Origin of the sequence: Saccharothrix sp. CCNWYY140, from assembly GCF_037401995.1 — a bacterium.
Lineage (GTDB): Bacteria > Actinomycetota > Actinomycetes > Mycobacteriales > Pseudonocardiaceae > Actinosynnema.
In genome coordinates this window covers 24662-38984 of sequence record NZ_JBBEGC010000065.1, presented here as the reverse complement: position 1 = coordinate 38984, position 14323 = coordinate 24662, and the positions used below count along the sequence as shown (strand labels likewise).

Sequence of the window (14323 nt, the reverse complement as noted above, 5' to 3'; positions counted from 1 at the left end):
TCCGCGCCTGCCCGCCGCCGCGCCCGCGCCTGCCCGCCTGCCGCCAGCCTGCCGCTGCGCCTGCCCCCGCCCGCTACCGCTGCGCCCGCGCCTGCCTGCCGCCGCCTGCCGCCCGCTGCGCCTGCCGCCCGCTGCCCAAGCACGCGGAGCGTGCGCCCGGGCTGCCGCCTGTCGCCGCGCCTGCCTGCCGCCGCCGCGCCTGCTCGCCGGCCGCCGCGTCCCCCGCCTGCTTGCCAGCTGCTGCGCCCCCCGCCCGCCTTCGCGCCCGCGCCTGCCTGCCCGGCGTCGTGCCCACTACCGCTCGCGCCTGCCCGCCGCCGCGCCCGCGCCTGCCCGCCGCTGCGCCAGCCCCCGCCCGCCTGTCGCTGCGCCCGCGCCTGCCTGCCGCCGCCCTGCCTGCCGCCGCCCTGCCTGCCGCCGCCCTGCCTGCCGCCGCCCGGCCCGCCGCCGCCCTGCCCGCCGCCGCCGCGCCTGCCGCCCGCCGCGCGCGCCGGCCCGCGCCCGTGCGCCCTGAACCACATACCTGTTTCTGTTGGACGATCGCGATGTTCCCCGCCCCAAAACTGCGCGAGCGTCCAACACATCAACACCATGCCCACCAGCTCACCGGTCCAGCCACACCCGCAGGGACCACCACCGGCACAGCCCTGCTAGGACCGAAGGCGGGGGCTCGTCCCACGGTGTGCCGGTCAACTCGGCCAGGCGGTCCAGGCGGTAGCGGACGGTGTTCGGGTGTACGTGCAGGGCCGTGGCGGCGTGGCGGAGGCGTTGGCCGTGGTCGAGGTGGACCAGGGCGGTCGCTACCAGTTCGCGGTGGAAGTCGTCGGTGGGGTCCAGGGCGGTCAGGGTGTCGGCCAGCAGGGTGGCCAGCACGGGTTGCGCGTGCAGGGCGACCTCGCCGGCCAGGTCGGTCAGGTGGTGCAAGCCGGTCCGGCCGGCGCGGCTCGCCAGGCCGGTCGCCGCCACGCACAGCGGGTGGATGTCGTGCACGTGGTCGAGTGGAGCGGCGGGGGCCGCGACCAGCAGGACGCCCGGGACGGCGGTCGGGAGGGCGGCCAGGTCGGCCAGGCGGGTCGCCAAGCCGGACAACCTGCCCTCCACCAGGCCGAACACCCCGCCGCTGCCGCGCAGGTGCTGTTCGAGCACCCTCGCCCGGCCCGGGTCGCTCACGTCCGAGACCAGGCAGTGGTAGCGGTGGCCGGGGGTGAGGCCCGCGCGGCGCAGTTCGCCGGGGGTGGGGGTGTCGCCGTGCAGGAGCAGGCGGCGCAGGAGGTGGGTGTCGGCGTCCCGGGTTGTGCGGGACAGTTCCAGTTCGGCCGTGTGGTAGCCGTTGACCACGTGCCGCTCCAGCGCGCCGGTGTAGCGGTCCATGTCCAGGACCGCCTCCAGGATCGCCTCCGACGGCACGCCGGCCTCCCGGCCTCGCGCGATGGCGATCTTCATCGCCTCCGCCCGACCCGCCTGCACGCCCCGCAGCAGACCGTCGATGGAGATGCCCTGCGCCGCCCGGTCCGCGCCCAGGGCCTCGGCGGCGGCGAAGTGGCGGTCGTCGGGCTCGCCCGACCGCTCGAAGAAGTCCAGCGCGGCGGCCAGCAGGACCTGGACGTGCCGGCGGGTCTCGGCCTCCGGCAGTGCCGCCACGTCCGCCGCGCTGCGCCGGGCCACCCGGACCAGCTCCTCGACGACGCGGACGTCCGTGGCCATCTCCCGGAACACCCGCTGAACCAGGTCGTCGCGCACCGCGCCCCCTCCATGTTGTGGCACTGGCACAACGAGCTTGCGGGTCGTTGGGCGCGCTCCCCTACCGCCGGAACGCCGAAACCCGCTTGTCTGGTGCCCACACCTCTTCAGAGCCGAAAGGGTGTCCCGTGCGACCACTCCGAACGGCGGCCCTGCTCGCCGCGTGCGCCCTGCTCGCGACCTCCGCGCCGGCCGCCGCCGAACCACCGCAGGCCACCGCCGAACCTCCCCTGCGCCAGGTGTTGTTCGTCGGCAACAACTGGGACGGCACCGCCGACGTCATCGCGCCCAGCGGCGACTTCGCCAAGATCGCCCGCATCGACGTGATCCCCGACAAGGAGGAGCGGCTGCGGGAGATCTACCTCAACCCCGTCAAGCTCGCGTTCTTCCTCGGCATCCGCAGCGGCCCCGGCGAGGGGCACGACCAGTTCGTCGACGACATGTACACCACGCCCGACGGCACCGCCGTGGTCGCGTCCCGGCCCAGCTTCGCCGACGTGGTGTCCATCGACCTGGCCACCGGCCGGATCCGGTGGCGGTTCCCCGTGTCGGGCTTCCGCTCCGACCACATGACGGTCTCCCCGGACGGGACGCGGGTCGCGGTGTCGGCGTCCACCTCGAACACCGTGCACGTCCTGGACATCACCACCGGCCGTGAGGTCGGCAAGTTCGCCACCGGCGACAAGCCGCACGAGAACGTCTTCACCGCCGGCGGCACGCGCCTGTGGAACATGTCCATCGGCGAGGTCAACACCGCGCTGGACGCGCCGTGGCTGGACTTCACCAAGGGCGACCGCCGCATCACCGTCGTCGACGCCGCCACGTTCCAGCAGGTCGGGGTGATCGACATGCGGCAGCGCCTGGACGCGTTCGGCCGCTCCGACCTGTCCGACGCCGTGCGCCCGGTGGCGTTCACGCCCGACGAGTCCACGCTGTACTTCCAGGTGTCGTTCTTCCACGGCTTCCTGGAGTACGACGTCGTCGCCGACCGCATCACCCGCGTCAAGACCCTGCCCAAGAACCCGGCCACCAGCGAGGACCGCACCACCTGGGTCAACGACTCCCGCCACCACGGCATGTCCGTGAACCCCGCGGGCACCAAGCTGTGCGTCGCCGGGACGATGGACGACTACGCCACCGTCGTGGACCGGGCGACCCTGGCCGAGGGCGCGCTCGTCCCCGCGTCCAAGCCGTACTGGGCCACGGTCAGCGGTGACGGCAAGGCGTGCGTGATCTCCGAGAGCGGCGCGGACCAGGTGACCGCGATCGACTTCGCCACCGGGCGCAAGATCGCCTCCGTCCCGGTGGGGGACCACCCGCAGCGCGTCCGTCTGGGCCACGTGCCCGCGGGCTGGACCGGCCCGGCGGCGGGCTGACCCGCGACGGGACCCGGACTGACCGGCGACGGGACCGGGCTGACCCGCGACGGGACCGGGCGGGGTCCGGTGGGGTCGCACCCACCGGACCCCGTGCCCGGCAGTCGGGTGAGCGTTGTTGCACAAAGCTGGTCACAACAGGAGGCTGGCAATTACGGTGGTGACCGTGTCCGAACCGGTAGCCATGCACATGAGCGACGGCCTGCTCAACGCGCCGACGTCGTTGCTGTTCGTCGCGGTCGCCGTGGTGGGGGTCGGGGTCGCCCTCGCCAAGGCCAGAGGTGACCTGGACGACCGCACCGCGCCGCTGGCGGGCCTGGTGGCGGCGTTCGTGTTCGCCACCCAGATGCTGAACTTCCCCGTGCTGCCCGGTGTCAGCGGGCACCTGCTGGGCGGCGCGCTCGCGGCGATCCTGGTCGGACCGTGGGTGGGCGCGCTGTGCGTGACCATCGTGCTGGTCGTCCAGTCCCTGTTCTTCGCCGATGGCGGCGTCACCGCGCTGGGCGCGAACGTCACCAACATGGCGTTGATCGGCACCGCAGTCGGCTACCTGACCGCCGTCGCCCTGCGCGGCCTGGCCAAGCGCGGCAAGGGCGGGCTGGTCGTGGTCGCGTTCCTGTCCGCGCTGGTCAACACCGTGCTGGCGAGCTTCGGCTTCGTGCTGGAGTACGCGATCGGCGGCGCGGGCGGGGTGTCCTTCGGGACCGTGGCCACCGCCGTGCTGGGCGTGCACGTCCTCATCGGCATCGGCGAGGGCGTGATCACCGCCGTCACAGTGACCGCCGTCGCCGCCGCCCGTCCCGACCTGGTGTACCTGCTGCGCGGCGTGCCGCAGAAGCTGGAGCTGAAGGCGTGAAGCGCTTCTTCGTCTGGTTCGCCGTGGTGAGCCTGGTGCTCGCGGGCGCCGTGTCCTACTTCGCCAGCTCCGACCCGGACGGGCTCGACCACGTCACCGAGGAGCACGGCATCGCCGAGCACGCCCAGGACCACCCGCTGGCGGGCAGCCCGTTCGCGGACTACGCGCTGGGCGGCGACGACCGGTTCACCGGCCTGGCGGGAGTGGTCGGCGTGGTGCTCACGCTGGCCGTGGCGGGCGGCCTGTTCTGGTTGCTGCGCAAGCGTTCCCCGTCGAAGTGAACGGGGTCCTGCACCGTCCGGGCGACTCGCCGGTGCACCGCCTGCCGCCGCAGGTGAAGATCGTCGCCGCGGTGGTGGCGGTGCTGTGCGTGGTGGCGACACCGCGCGAGGCGTTCGCGGCGTTCGGCGTCTACCTGCTGGCGATCACGGCCGTGTGGTTCGTCGCGCGCATCCCGCCGAGCTGGTTCGCGTCCCGAGCGTTGATCGAACTGCCGTTCGTGGTGCTGGCCTTCGCGTTGCCGTTCACCGGCCACGCCCCTTACACGACGTTCCTGGGCCTGGAAGTGTCGGTGGAGGGCGCTCTGGCGGGTTGGAACATCCTCGCCAAGGGCACCCTGGGCGTCCTGGTCTCCCTGACCCTGGCCGCCACCACCGCACCGCAAGACCTCTTGCTGGGGCTGCAACGCCTGCGCCTGCCGTCGGTGCTGGTCACCATCGCCACGCTGATGCTGCGCTACGCCGAGGTCGTGGTGGCCGAGGCCAAGCGCATGCGCGTGGCCCGCATCTCCCGCGGTGACGACCCGCGCTTCCTCTGGCAGCTCGGGGCCACCGCGAAGGGCGTGGGCAGCCTGTTCATCCGGTCCTACGAACGCGGCGAGCGCGTCCACCTGGCTATGGTGTCGCGCGGCTGGACGGGCCGGATGCCGGACGGGCGGGGGAGTGCGGTGGTCGTGCACGAACCGGTCGAGCGCACCGCGCCCGCGCTGGTCGTCGAGCGGCTCGCCTACGCCTACCCGGACGGTCACCAAGCCCTGTTCGGCATCGACCTGCGCGTCGAACGCGGCGAGCGCGTGGCCGTCCTCGGCCCCAACGGCGCCGGCAAGACCACCTTCGTCCTGCACCTCAACGGCGTGCTGAGCGGGGGTTCCGGCCGCATCGAGGTCGCCGGCCTCCCGGTGACCAAGGAGCACCTGCGCGAGATCCGCCGCCGGGTGGGCGTCGTCTTCCAGGACCCGGACGACCAGCTGTTCCTGCCCACCGTGCGCCAGGACGTGGCCTTCGGGCCGGCGAACTTCGGCCTGAAGGGCGACGAGCTCGACGACCGGGTCCGGGCCGCGCTGGACGCCGTGGGCATGGCGGACGTGGCCGACCGCTCCCCGCTGCACCTGTCCGGCGGCCAGCGCCGGCGCGTGGCCCTGGCCACCGTGCTGGCGTGCGACCCGGAGATCCTCGTGCTCGACGAGCCGTCGGCGAACCTGGAACCGGTGGCCCGCCGGGAGCTGGCCGAGGTGTTGCTGGGCCTGGACCGCACCATGCTGATGGTGACCCACGACCTGCCGTACGCCTTGCAGATGTGCCCGCGCAGCGTCCTGGTCGACGGCGGGGTGGTCGTGGCGGACGGCCCGACCCGGGAGATCCTGGCCGACGCCGACCTGCTCGCCCGCCACCGCCTGGAACTGCCGTTCGGCTTCCGCCTGGACTGATGTCGGGCGGGGCGCGCCGTTGCGCCCCGCCCGACCGGCCATTAGGGGCTGGTGCAGGTCACTTCGGGAATCGGGTTGGTGCTGCCGGTGTAGCTGGCCGTGAAGCCGAACGTCACCGATTTCTCGACGCCCACGGTCTTGTTCCACTCGGCGTTCTTCACCACGACCTCGGACCCGGAGCCGGACTTCACGCCGTTCCACACGTTGGTGATGGTCTGGCCGCCGGCGTAGGTCCACTTCGCCGACCACCCGTTGTACGGGCTGGCGCTGTGGTTCATGATCTCCACCTCACCCTGGAAGCCACCCTGCCACGCGCTGGTGATCTTGTAGATGGCCATGCAGTGCGACCCCGACGGGGGAGGGGTCGTGGTGGTGGTGCTGGTCGTCGTGGTCGTGGTCGGGTTGCCGGGGCGCCCGACACCGGTGACCTCGCCGTTTCCGCCGTCGAAGACCACGTCGGAGCAGTTGTAGAACGTCTCCGTCGAGTCCGACCGCTGCCACACCGAGTAGACGATGTGCCGGCCCGACTTGCCCGATGGGAGCTGCCCGCTCCAGTAGTAGTGGCCCTCCGCCGTGCCCACCGCACCCGAGCGGGCCGGGTTGGTGACCGACAGGAACGGCGTGGACTCCAGGTCGCTCCACGCCAGGGGGCGCGTCGGGCTCCAGCTGTCCTTGGTGACGTAGAGCCGGAACGTGCCCGGGTGGTGGGCCCACATGTTGTAGGTGTAGTTGAAGTTCGCGCCGGCGGTCAGGTGCGTGACCGGGAAGTCGTCGCGGGCGACGTCGAAGCCGGCGAACGTGGGGTTGTTGCCGCTGCACAGCTTGCCGTCCGGGATGAAGCCCGCCATCCGGCCGGCGCCGTCGGAGCGCAGCACGCCGAACCAGTTGTAGAGCGCGTTGGTGCCGCCGGCCTTCACGGCGGCGTCGCAGGCGGGGTTGACCGGGACGATGTTGCCCTGCGGGGTGAGCCCGTCCTGCCAGCACAGGTAGGTGCGGCTGCCCGGTTTCATCATGGCGCCGTGCGCGGACGCCGTGGACGCGTTCAGGAGCACCGCGACCAGCAGTCCGGCGGCGGCCATCGCCAGTGCGGCGAGCCATCGTCGGGTCGTCACGTCGGTTACCTCCTCGTCGAGGTCTGGGAGCGCTCCCAGTCGAGCCGACTGTAACCATTGCTGTGCTATATGTGAACGAAAAGCAGCCTTACGGCTCAGTCAGACCGTCTCAACGGGCTTAACCGCGAGCTGCCCCAACTGCTCGCGCGCCTGGTGCGGCGTCAGCCGTCGCATCCCGGCCACCGCGCACCGCCGGACCACCGAAGGCTGCTCCCGGAGCAACCTCAAGCCCCGCCGCAGCAGCAGCGGCACCGGCTTGCGCGCCTCCGCCACGTCCCGCGCGAACCGCCGCACGAAGGTGACGAAAGCGTTGGGAGCCAACACGATCGCGTCCAGCAGCACCCCGGCTTCACGGGCTCCGGACACCAGCCGGTCCGCGAACAGCCCTTCGGCGATGAACGGCCCCTCGGTCTCGACGACCCGGCACCCGACCCGCCGGTCCTCGCCGAGCGCGTACACCGGGGCCTCGACGCGCCCGGTCGTGGCCAGTTCGACCACCGCCGCGAGCGCGTCCGCGGTGTTCCACGACTCCTCGGCGTCCCAGTCCGCACGCCCGGCCGCGTCGCGCGGCAGCAGCGGGTCGTCGCCCTCGCGGTAGAAGTCGTCCAGGCGCAGCACGGGCCAACCCAGGTGGGCGGCGAGGGTGGACTTCCCCGAACCGGACGGACCGGCGAGCAGCACGACGCGCGGGTGAACGGCAAGTGACGGCACGGAATGCAATGGTCGCACACCCCTCGCGGCCACCGCGACGCTTGTCCCCTTGTGCACGGCGAGTGCTCCGCTGTGCACCGGGTCTGGCACTGAGCGCGACGACCCGCCACGATGTCGCTCATGGAGAGGGTGCGCGACGAGAACCACGCGCGGCGGATGCTCGACGAGCTCGACCGGGACCGACCGCGGCACGAGCGTCCACCGGACGTCGCCGCGCCGACCGGAGCGGGGTTCGCCGACGTCGTCGCGCAGGCCGACCGGATCGAGCTGGACCCGGCCGAACTGGCCGAGGCGCTGCGCCGGCTGGACGCGCTGCACGACGAGATCTCCACCCGGCTCGCGGAGTCCGTCCGGCTGGAAGGCCCGTTCGGCGACGGGCACGGCCCCGTCTCCCGGCACATGCGCGCCGCGTTCGGGCTGCGCGCCGGGCACAGCGGGGTGCAGGGGGCGTTGCGGTCGTACCTGGACGAGCTGGGTGCGCTGCGCGCGGCCCTGCACCAGGTCGGCGTCACCCACCAGACCCAGGACGAAGCCGTCGCGGACACGATGAGGCGCAGGTGACCGAGCAGCGCAAGCACCGGTACTGGTCCCAGGACCACCAGCCCAGCGCGCGGGCGCTGCGCAAAGCGCGGCGCGTGCGGAAGGACAAGGAAGCCAACCGGCTGCCCGAGAAGTTCGGCGACATCAACTGGGCCGTCTACACCCACCGCGAGCTGTGGAACATGGTCAAGTCCGCCGACACCGGCCGGATGGGCGGTCGCGCGCACGACTGGCAGGCGTTGGCCGGCGAGGTCGACCGCGCCACCGGGGACGTGCAGCACCTCGTGCAGCGGCTGGTGATGTCGTGGCGGGGGCCGTCGTCGGTCGCGGCGGCGGAGTCGGTGTCCCGGCTGACGGAGTGGGCGGCGGACGCGTCGCGGCGTGCTTACGGCGTGGGCACGGGCTTGACGGCTTACACGTCGGCGGTGGAGGAGGCGGCGCGGCGGATGCCCGAGCCGGTGCACCCGGACGCCGAGAAGTGGTTCCGCGAGGGGTACGACGTGACGACCCTCGACGGGCCGGAGGGCGCGTACTTCCTGCGGCAGCTGCTGGACGACCACCGGCCGAGCAAGGAGGAGCAGCAGGCGGCGAAGGCGCGGGCCGTGGACGTGATGGTGGCTTACGAGGCGGCCAGCCGGGAGGTGCACACCGCCCTGCCGACCTTCGACCAGCCCGCACCGGCCGGTGCCCAGGTGCACGCGGACCAGGTTCCGCCTTCCTGGACGCCGGGCACTCCGGTGCCCGTGCCTGGCACTCCAGTGTCGCCCGAGGAGCCGCACGTCCCTGCCGGTGGTCCGCGTGACACGACGTCCGTGGCGGCCGTGACGGGGGTTCCGGGTCCCGGTGGTGTGCAGCCTGGTGGCCAGGGCGGTTTCGGACCCGGTGGCCAGGGCGGTTTCGGGCCTGGTGGTCAGGGTGGCTTCGGGCCTGGCGGTGGCCAGGGTGGCTTCGGGGCCGGTGGTGCGGGGCGTGGTGGCTTCGGTCCGCTGGGGGCCGGTGGGTCGTCGGGTGTGCTGGGTGGTGCGGCTCCGGGCGTGGTCGCTCGGGGTGGGGTCGTGGGTGGCGCGGGTGCGGCCGGAGGGTTCGGCATGTACCCGCCGGTGGCTCCCCCGAACCAGGAGGAGGACCGCGAGCACCGCAACCGCTACGACAACGGCCTCGACCTGCTGGACGACCTGCCGCCCGCGTTCCCGCCGGTGCTGGGCGAATGAGCGACGGCTTCCAGGTCGACCCGGACGAGCTGACCTGGTACGCGAACCGGCTGTCCGAGGCGGCCGACGACCTCGACCGCGTTGTGTCCACTGTGGACGGATCGGTGGGCGACCTGGGGCCGCAGGGCATCACCGAGGTGGTCGAAGGGCTGGTCACCGGGTGGGTCGCGCGGTTGCGGGCGGTGGACCTGGCGGGGGTGGCGGAGTCGGTGCGGGAGGCCGGCGAGGCGTACCGGCAGGCGGACAGGTGGGAGCGTGGCTGACTACCGGGGGCTGGGGTTCGACCCGACGCCGGGTGACGCCGAGGCCATCGCGGCGGTGAGCGCTCGGTGTGCGTCGGTCGTGGACGTGCCGGCGGTGCCCGCGGGATGGTCGGCGGCAGCATCCGCGGAGGGGGCACCAGGCGGTCCTGCGGGGCGGTCGGGGGCACCAGGGGCAGGGGATCCTTCGGGGTGGTCGGGCGCGGCGGCGGAGGGGTTTTCGGTGCGGTGGGCGGCCGTGGTGGCCGAGTTGGCGGCGGTGCGCCGGGCGATGCGTGCGGTGGCGGAGGTGCTCGACGCGTGGGCCACCGAGTTGCTGGGCAACCGGCGTCGGGCGGAGGAGTTGGACGCGCGGGCGGTGCGGCTGCGGCGGGAACTCGCCGACGCCGCCGACGAGGTCGACCACACCGGAGCCCTGGCCACCTTCACCCCGGCACACGGTGAGCTGCACGCGGCGGCGGTGACCCGGCACGACGACCTCGCCCGGCGGCTGGCGGAGGTGCTGGCGGAGGCCCGGCTGCTCGAACGCGACCACCACGCGGCGGCCCGGCGGGTCGCGGAACGCTTGCGGAACACCGAAGCCGCGCAGAACACCGGGAACGAGCGGGACGCTGTGGCGGACACCGGCGCTGGGGCCGGGTCGGCCCGCACAGGGGCCTGGTCGGCTGGCACTGGGGCCGGGTCGGCTGGCGCTGGGGCTTGGTCGGCGGGCGGCGCGGGCGCGGAGTTCGCGGGCGGCACGGGTGCCAGGGGTGGGCACGCAGGCGGCGGGAGTGCAGGCGGCGGGAGCGCTGAGTTCGCGGGCGGCGCGGGTGCAGGCAGTGGGCATGCGGGCGGCGGGTTCGCGGGCGGCGCGGGCGCAGGCGGCGGCAGTGCTGAGTTCGCGGGCGGCGCGGGTGCAGGCAGTGGGCATGCGGGCGGCGGGTTCGCGGGCGGCGCGGGCGCAGGCGGCGGCAGTGCTGAGTTCGCGGGTGGCGCGGGTGCAGGCGGTGGGAGTGCTGAGTTCGCGGACGGCGGGTTCGTGGGTGCAGGAGGCGGGTTCGCCGGCAGTGGGTTCGTGGAGGCGTTGGCCGGGTTCTCGGGCGCGGCCGAGGAGATGGCCTCGGTGTTGTTCGGGGCGCGGCCTCCGGCCCCCGATTCCATTGTCCCACGGGGGACCGACACTGCCGGGAGTGAAGGCGCGGGAAGCATGGGCGCGGGGAGCGCGGGCGTGGGGCGGGGCGGGGCGGCGGCGTTCTTGGCGGGGCTCGGGTGAGAGTTCCCGTGGTGCCGGGGGTCACCCCGGTGGCGTTGGGTGCGCCCGAGCGCACGGCGGCCGACCTGCTCGAAGTCCTGCGGCGGATCAAGGGGACGCTCGACCCCGGGCTCGAGGTGTCCGCCGTCCAGGCCGCCGATCTCGCGCACAGCCACGGTGCGGCGCTGCTCGCGGTGGTCGAGCACCCCGGTGCCGATCCCGCGCTCCTGGTGGCGATCGTGGTGCCGGCTGACCGGGTGCCCGAAGCGCACCTGTTGCACGGGCCGGCGATCCAGGACGTCACCGAAGGGGTCACCGCGACCGGCCACCCGGTGGTGATCGTCGAGCGGATACCGGTGTCCGGGACGGGGACTCAGCTCCAGGTGGTCGTGCGGGCGGAATCGGTGGCGGTGGTGTTCACCGTGCACTCGCCGACCGGGCGCGGGTGGCTGGACGTCTCCGGGGTCGCCGGGCGGTTCGTGTCCGGGATCGAGTTCACCGGGATCGGTACTCGGTCGGTGTCACGCCCACGACCTGGCGGAACGTCCGCGAGAAGTGCGCGGCGCTGACGAAACCGCAGTCCCGTGCGATCTCCGCGACGCTGCGCCCCGCCCGCGCCGGGTCGCCCAGCAGCGCCTTCGCCCGCTCGACGCGCAGGCCCCGGATGCGTTCCGACACGCCCTGGCCGTCGTCGAACAGCTGGTACAGCCGTCGCCGCGAGATGAACAGCGCCTCGGCCACCCGGTCGGCGCTCAGGCCGGGATCGGACAGGTGCTCGCGCAGGTAGTCCAGCGCCTGACGCCGGCGGGCGGCGAGGGCGTCCACCCGGTCCAGTTCGGCCTTCAACGCGCTGCGCAGCACCAGTTCCGCGAGTCCGACTAGGTGGTGGGACAGGCCGTGCGGGTCCAGTGCCCGCGCTGCGGCCAGCACGTGCGCCACCGCGCCGGCGACCACCGCGCGCAGCGGCGGCTCGACCGGGACGGGCTGGAACATCAGGGGTTTCAGCTCGCCGAACCCGATGGTCAGCCGTGCCGCGGCGACGGTGAGCAGCACCGCGCCGGCGGGGGAGACGTGCAGCGACGAGTCCGGCAGCCGCAGCGCCGCACCGCCGTCCGGCAGGCCCTTCGGCACCGCGCAGCCCATCAGCAGCTGGACCTCCTGCGGTGGCGCGCCGCCGAGCGCGGCCCTGGCCGCCGCCGCGCCTGACGCCCGGACGGTGAGCAAGCCGTGGCCGACGTCCATGTCGGGCAGCCTACGTCCGGGGGAGTTCGGCGGAACCCGCCCGCCGCGCCCCGGCGGCCCACTACCTTCGGGCGGCATGGCACGCCGTTCCGGGACCGCGGTCGTCCTGTCGCACGTCGAGTTCGACCTCCTCTGGGAGGACCTGGGCGCGGGCGACCCGCCGTACCCGCTGGAGGTCCCGTCGCACGGCGAGACCCTGGCCGAACGGGACGCGCTGGGCGCACAGGTGTTCCGGGCGCTCGCGGCGGCGGGCCTGGCCGACGGCGACGACGTCGCGCCGGAGCTGGAGGAGCTGTTCGGCTACCTCACCGGCAGCACCCTGTCCGTCGACGCGCTGGTCTTCCGCCCCCAGCCGTGGCGGGTGCTCGCGGCCGTGCGCGGGTCGCGGGGTGTGCTGGCCGTGCTCAACGACCGCGAGGTCGCGCTGGAACCCATCACCGACCCGGTCCCGGCCATCGCGAAGGTCATCGGCGACGCCCAGGCCGGTCCCGGCGAGCAGGTCCGGCTGCCCCGGGCCGCGTTCTCGGCGGCCGTGGACGCCTACGCGACCGGCGGCTACGCCGCGCTGGAACGCGCCCTCGCCCAGGCCGGCGTCACCGGGCGCGCGACCCGGGCGCTCACGACGCTGCTGGAGTCCGGCCGGGGCGCGGCCGGGCAGCTCGCCGCCACCGGGCCCGGCGGTCGGACCCCCGTGCTGAGCTGGACCGACACCACCGCCGGCCGGTACGCGATGGCGGCGGAGGACGGGGCGGGCGAGCCGTGGGTGCGCATCGCACCGGCGGACGGCCCGGCGCTGGTGCGTCACCTCGCCGTGCTGCTGGACGAGGTCCGCTGATCGTCCCACCACCAGGCGGGCACGACCTCGGTCACCACGGCCATGCCCTGGGCCAGGGCGTCCGCGGTCGCCGCCTCGGCCAGCCGCCGCACGACGCCCGCGAGGTCGTCGGGCCGCCGGGTGAACGCGTCCCGGTCGAAGGTCAGGCCGACCAGCTTGCCGTGCAGGTCCACGGTCACCGACACGCCGTCGCCGGACGCCTCGCCGCGGATGTCGTCCAGCCGTGCTCCGAGGCCCATCAGACCCTCCACGTCGTCGGGGTGGTGTCCTCGGCCTCGTCGGACCGGCCCAGGCCCAGTTCGCTCAGGTCGCCCAGGGCGTGGGTGGCCCGTGCGTCGGCCCGCGCGGTCGCGGTGTCCACGAGGCTGAGGATGGTGCGGGCGAGGTCGCTGCCCAGGCGCAGCGCGCGGCCGTCCAGGGTCAGGTCCAGCAGCGCGCCGCCGGGGCCGACCTCCACGGCGACCCCCCGGTCCGGGTCGTGCGCGTGTGCGCTGATCACGGGTGCACCCCTCCGTAGAACGTGGCCGAGCTGAGCTTGTGGGTGTTGCGGCGGACGGAGTCGCCGGAGTTGCCCTCGATGAGGGTGACGGTGCCGCCGTGGACCTTCTCGACGATGCCGATGTGCTTGCTGGTGGCGGTGCTCTGCGGCCCGGTGCCGAACAGCAGCACGTCACCGGGGCGGACCTGCTGGAGGTTCGTGTAGGCCTTGCCGTTGCGCTGCCCCCAGCGGAAGACGTCGCCGGTGAACGGCAGCAGCGGGATGTCCACCCCCGCCTTGCGCCACATCGCCGTGGCGAACGACGAGCACCACGCCGCCGTGGGGCCGTACGGGTTGCGGTTGCTGCCCGGCGGGTTCTCGCGGGTGCCGAGTTCACCGCGCGCCTTGGCCAGGATCGTGCGCACCCGACCGCGTTCTCGCACCCGGGACGGTCTCGTGCGGCCTCGCGGGTCGGCGATGCCGTCGTGCTCGACCTCGTGCTCCAACGCCTTGAGCTTGCGGGCGGCGGTTTCCAGCTCGGCACGGGCCTGCCGCACCGCGCCCGCGGTCTCCTTGGTGTAGCGGGGTTCGAGGTCGGCCGCCGCCGCGACCGCCTTGAGCAGGGCGGCGCGCGTCCCGACCGCCACGCCCGCGTCGAGGATGCGCACGGCCTTGTCCAGGTACTCCTCGACGGCCTGGCGGGCTCGGGTGTGGTTGGTGGTCAGGGTCGCGCTGACGCCGGCGACGACCTTCTCGGCGTCCCGGGCGGCGTCGGCGGTGACCCGGAGTTGGCGGCCGATGCGGCCGGAGCGCTTCTCGAAGCCGTCGGAGTTCGGCCCCTTCCAGTTGTCCAGGACGGTCCTGGACGCCTTCCGGTGGTCTTCGTGGCCCTCGGTGAGGGCCTCGGCGGTGCGGTTGAGGGCGTACTGGACCTTGACGGCGTCCTCCGCCTTGCCCGCCAGCAGGTTGCGGTGCCCGATCATGCTCTCGGCGAAGTGCTTCGCCATCGCGCGTGTGTCCACA

18 protein-coding genes and 1 pseudogene are annotated in these 14323 nt (G+C 73.8%); 11 read left to right on the top strand and 8 right to left on the bottom strand.

What is annotated here, in order from left to right; all coding sequences use genetic code 11:
* Positions 1-521, bottom strand: a 521-nt coding sequence (locus WBN91_RS25305) for a hypothetical protein (protein ID WP_337729406.1), incomplete at its 3' end; no start/stop codon positions are given.
* Positions 522-603: 82 nt separating this feature from the next.
* Complete coding sequence (locus tag WBN91_RS25300) at positions 604-1740, bottom strand: helix-turn-helix domain-containing protein (RefSeq protein ID WP_337729113.1); 1137 nt, start codon at positions 1738-1740, stop codon at positions 604-606.
* Between the two features lie 128 nt (positions 1741-1868).
* On the opposite strand from WBN91_RS25300, the gene WBN91_RS25295 reads away from it, so the two are divergent.
* The 5 genes and pseudogenes from WBN91_RS25295 to WBN91_RS25275 all read left to right on the top strand — a co-directional run bounded on the left by WBN91_RS25295 (position 1869) and on the right by WBN91_RS25275 (position 5677).
* On the top strand, positions 1869-3116 hold the full coding sequence (locus tag WBN91_RS25295) for a YncE family protein (protein WP_443217797.1): 1248 nt from the start codon (positions 1869-1871) through the stop codon (positions 3114-3116).
* A 166-nt stretch (positions 3117-3282) separates the two neighbouring features.
* The gene (locus tag WBN91_RS25290; RefSeq protein ID WP_337727205.1) at positions 3283-3972 is read left to right on the top strand and encodes an energy-coupling factor ABC transporter permease; all 690 of its coding nucleotides are present in this window, start codon (positions 3283-3285) and stop codon (positions 3970-3972) included.
* Entirely contained in the window at positions 3969-4253 is a 285-nt protein-coding gene (locus WBN91_RS25285; protein ID WP_337727204.1) for a PDGLE domain-containing protein, read from the top strand. The genes WBN91_RS25290 and WBN91_RS25285 overlap by 4 nt, the downstream gene beginning before the upstream one ends.
* A pseudogene (gene cbiQ / locus WBN91_RS25280) lies at positions 4250-4879 on the top strand (cobalt ECF transporter T component CbiQ); the annotation flags it as partial. The gene WBN91_RS25285 and the pseudogene cbiQ, both read left to right, overlap by 4 nt.
* A 15-nt stretch (positions 4880-4894) precedes the next feature.
* Positions 4895-5677 carry an energy-coupling factor ABC transporter ATP-binding protein gene (locus WBN91_RS25275; RefSeq protein ID WP_337727206.1) on the top strand — a complete coding sequence of 261 codons (783 nt, stop codon included), beginning with the start codon at positions 4895-4897 and terminating at the stop codon, positions 5675-5677.
* Positions 5678-5718: 41 nt separating this feature from the next.
* On the opposite strand, the gene WBN91_RS25270 is transcribed toward WBN91_RS25275, so the two are convergent.
* Together WBN91_RS25270 and WBN91_RS25265 are read right to left on the bottom strand one after the other, a co-directional pair.
* Positions 5719-6789: a lytic polysaccharide monooxygenase auxiliary activity family 9 protein gene (locus tag WBN91_RS25270; protein WP_337727202.1), complete on the bottom strand. Its 1071-nt coding sequence runs from the start codon at positions 6787-6789 to the stop codon at positions 5719-5721.
* A gap of 99 nt (positions 6790-6888) precedes the next feature.
* Complete coding sequence (locus tag WBN91_RS25265) at positions 6889-7500, bottom strand: uridine kinase family protein (protein ID WP_337727201.1); 612 nt, start codon at positions 7498-7500, stop codon at positions 6889-6891.
* Between the two features lie 120 nt (positions 7501-7620).
* Here WBN91_RS25265 and WBN91_RS25260 point away from each other — a divergent pair, with 120 nt between their 5' ends.
* From WBN91_RS25260 to WBN91_RS25240, 5 genes are read left to right on the top strand one after another with little or no spacing between them, the layout of a single operon-like run.
* Entirely contained in the window at positions 7621-8061 is a 441-nt protein-coding gene (locus tag WBN91_RS25260) for a hypothetical protein (protein WP_337727200.1), read from the top strand.
* A complete protein-coding gene (locus tag WBN91_RS25255) occupies positions 8058-9251 on the top strand; it encodes a PPE domain-containing protein (RefSeq protein WP_337727199.1) in 1194 nt (397 codons plus the stop codon). Before WBN91_RS25260 ends, WBN91_RS25255 begins: the two co-directional genes overlap by 4 nt.
* Positions 9248-9514 carry a WXG100 family type VII secretion target gene (locus WBN91_RS25250; RefSeq protein WP_337727198.1) on the top strand — a complete coding sequence of 89 codons (267 nt, stop codon included), beginning with the start codon at positions 9248-9250 and terminating at the stop codon, positions 9512-9514. Before WBN91_RS25255 ends, WBN91_RS25250 begins: the two co-directional genes overlap by 4 nt.
* Positions 9507-10766, top strand: coding sequence for a hypothetical protein (locus WBN91_RS25245; protein WP_337729405.1), 1260 nt, complete (start codon positions 9507-9509; stop codon positions 10764-10766). The genes WBN91_RS25250 and WBN91_RS25245 overlap by 8 nt, the downstream gene beginning before the upstream one ends.
* Positions 10763-11314 (top strand): hypothetical protein, encoded by a 552-nt coding sequence (locus WBN91_RS25240; RefSeq protein ID WP_337727196.1) that lies wholly within the window; start codon positions 10763-10765, stop codon positions 11312-11314. The genes WBN91_RS25245 and WBN91_RS25240 overlap by 4 nt, the downstream gene beginning before the upstream one ends.
* Here WBN91_RS25240 and WBN91_RS25235 read toward each other — a convergent pair.
* Entirely contained in the window at positions 11241-11987 is a 747-nt protein-coding gene (locus WBN91_RS25235; protein WP_337727195.1) for a helix-turn-helix transcriptional regulator, read from the bottom strand. The two genes, WBN91_RS25240 and WBN91_RS25235, sit on opposite strands and share 74 nt — an antisense overlap.
* Positions 11988-12063: 76 nt before the next feature.
* Between WBN91_RS25235 and WBN91_RS25230 the strand changes: the two genes are divergently transcribed.
* Complete coding sequence (locus WBN91_RS25230) at positions 12064-12822, top strand: ESX secretion-associated protein EspG (RefSeq protein WP_337727194.1); 759 nt, start codon at positions 12064-12066, stop codon at positions 12820-12822.
* Here the strand turns inward: WBN91_RS25230 and WBN91_RS25225 are convergent.
* The 3 genes from WBN91_RS25225 to WBN91_RS25215 are packed head-to-tail and all read right to left on the bottom strand — an operon-like array spanning position 12789 to position 14307.
* Positions 12789-13061 carry a hypothetical protein gene (locus WBN91_RS25225; protein WP_337727193.1) on the bottom strand — a complete coding sequence of 91 codons (273 nt, stop codon included), beginning with the start codon at positions 13059-13061 and terminating at the stop codon, positions 12789-12791. The two genes, WBN91_RS25230 and WBN91_RS25225, sit on opposite strands and share 34 nt — an antisense overlap.
* On the bottom strand, positions 13061-13321 hold the full coding sequence (locus WBN91_RS25220; RefSeq protein ID WP_337727192.1) for a YbaB/EbfC family DNA-binding protein: 261 nt from the start codon (positions 13319-13321) through the stop codon (positions 13061-13063). The genes WBN91_RS25225 and WBN91_RS25220 overlap by 1 nt, the downstream gene beginning before the upstream one ends.
* Positions 13318-14307 carry a CHAP domain-containing protein gene (locus tag WBN91_RS25215; protein WP_337727191.1) on the bottom strand — a complete coding sequence of 330 codons (990 nt, stop codon included), beginning with the start codon at positions 14305-14307 and terminating at the stop codon, positions 13318-13320. Before WBN91_RS25215 ends, WBN91_RS25220 begins: the two co-directional genes overlap by 4 nt.
* Positions 14308-14323 lie beyond the last annotated feature (16 nt).

Excerpts from the sequence above, each read along its gene's own strand:
- WBN91_RS25275 (WP_337727206.1), top strand. The coding sequence starts at position 4,895 with ATGCCGGACGGGCGGGGGAGTGCGGTGGTCGTGCACGAACCGGTCGAG.
- WBN91_RS25260 (WP_337727200.1), top strand. The coding sequence starts at position 7,621 with ATGGAGAGGGTGCGCGACGAGAACCACGCGCGGCGGATGCTCGACGAG.
- WBN91_RS25250 (WP_337727198.1), top strand. The coding sequence starts at position 9,248 with ATGAGCGACGGCTTCCAGGTCGACCCGGACGAGCTGACCTGGTACGCG.
- WBN91_RS25235 (WP_337727195.1), bottom strand. The coding sequence starts at position 11,987 with ATGGACGTCGGCCACGGCTTGCTCACCGTCCGGGCGTCAGGCGCGGCG.
- WBN91_RS25230 (WP_337727194.1), top strand. The coding sequence starts at position 12,064 with ATGGCACGCCGTTCCGGGACCGCGGTCGTCCTGTCGCACGTCGAGTTC.
- WBN91_RS25225 (WP_337727193.1), bottom strand. The coding sequence starts at position 13,061 with ATGGGCCTCGGAGCACGGCTGGACGACATCCGCGGCGAGGCGTCCGGC.
- WBN91_RS25215 (WP_337727191.1), bottom strand. The coding sequence starts at position 14,307 with ATGGCGAAGCACTTCGCCGAGAGCATGATCGGGCACCGCAACCTGCTG.